The sequence below is a fragment of the Mesorhizobium sp. M4A.F.Ca.ET.050.02.1.1 genome, from assembly GCF_003997725.1.
Classification (GTDB): Bacteria; Pseudomonadota; Alphaproteobacteria; order Rhizobiales; family Rhizobiaceae; genus Mesorhizobium.
Genome location: NZ_RZSG01001122.1, coordinates 1 through 1,446 on the forward strand (window position 1 = coordinate 1; position 1,446 = coordinate 1,446).

2 protein-coding genes are annotated in these 1,446 nt (G+C 63.3%); one reads left to right on the plus strand and one right to left on the minus strand.

Annotated elements, in window-relative coordinates:
• On the minus strand, window positions 1–1,005 hold a 1,005-nt coding region (locus tag EOA33_RS35565; protein ID WP_281033591.1), incomplete at its 3' end, for a CHASE4 domain-containing protein.
• A 122-nt stretch (window positions 1,006–1,127) separates the two neighbouring features.
• On the opposite strand from EOA33_RS35565, the gene EOA33_RS35570 reads away from it, so the two are divergent.
• Window positions 1,128–1,446, plus strand: a 319-nt coding sequence (locus EOA33_RS35570) for an exodeoxyribonuclease VII large subunit (protein ID WP_190234494.1), incomplete at its 3' end; no start/stop codon positions are given.

Below are 1,446 nucleotides of genomic sequence, written 5' to 3' on the forward strand. Positions count from 1 at the left end.
GTCGTGACCGGCCTGCCCGGTCCTGAGCATGGCCTGCCGCAGCCGATCCTCGAACAGGGCCCGGTTGGGCAGGCCGGTGAGCGTGTCGTGGAAGGCGAGATACTGCGCCCGATCCTGGCTGGTTTGCAGCGCCGAAGAGGCGCGGCGCAGGCGCCGCAGCAGGAATGCAAGCACGCTCGCCGCGAGCAGCAGGCCGACGATCAAGGCAGGGGCAGCCTTGCGCACCAGCGTCAGACCGGGACGTTCCTGATCCCAGCCGATATAGCCGAGAATGACGCCGCGAGAATCGACCAGCGGAATGGCGGCCGAGCCGCTGGTTTGCGAGAGCGGCAGCAGATGCGCGCCGGCCAGCAGGTATTTTTCGGCAATCTTGCCGATGACCGCGTCGTTGATGAACTCGACCGAGATGTGGAGGTATTCGCTGCCCCGTGCCTGGGTGAGCCGGTTCGTGCTGGGGACGAGCGGCATGATGCTGAGTATGGCCGGCTTGCCGCCGAGCGACACCAGGTCTTCGCCGACCATCTTGGCCGGCGCGGCCGAAGCGTCCTCACTCGGCGGCTCGGCCATCTTTGCGCGCAGCCTTTCGATGGTGGGCCGCAATTCGGGCTCATCCTCGCCATAGACGGACGGGTCGAGCACCTTGCCTTCCCGCATGGCGTGTACCGGACGGTTTGCGGCATCCAGCACATAGACCCGGTTGTGGCCGTAATAGGAGTACATCCAGACGCTGAGGTTCTCCTCTATCCAGGCCTGGTTTCCCGCCTTCACGTTGATGATGGAATCATCCCAGACGGTCACGCTCTCCTGCTCGCGCTCGACCGCCGCGATCTGATCCTTCAAGCCATTGGCGAAGAATATCTTTTGCCGTTCGAGCGAGACATGGTCGGCCTGGGCGGTGGCATAGAAACCAAAGCCGACGACCATGGCCAGCGCAAAGGCGGCCAGCATCAACACGGTCAGCGTGACCTGATGCGTCAATGGGCTTTGGCTTGCGCGTGCGCTCATGCGTTCCTGGCCGGCTGCGTTACGGCGAACTCAAAGCAAATCGGGCTTAAGATCGCGTTATTGTATTAGCGAGGATTGAGCGCCGCCTTGACGCGGACAGGCAACCGCCCCTCAATCGGCCGATGAGCGACACGTCCGAATCACGCAGCAACGCCACCGAATACACGGTGAGCGAGATTTCCGGCGCGCTGAAGCGCACGGTGGAGGACGCGTTCGGCAATGTGCGGGTGCGCGGCGAGATTTCCGGCTATCGCGGCCCGCACTCGTCCGGCCACGCCTATTTCGCGTTGAAGGACGACCGCGCGCGGCTCGATGCCGTGGTCTGGAAGACCACGATGAGCCGGCTGAAATTCCGTCCAGAGGAAGGGATGGAAGTGATCGCCACCGGTAGGCTGACGACCTATCCCGGCAAGTCCAACTACCAGATCGTCATCGACAATC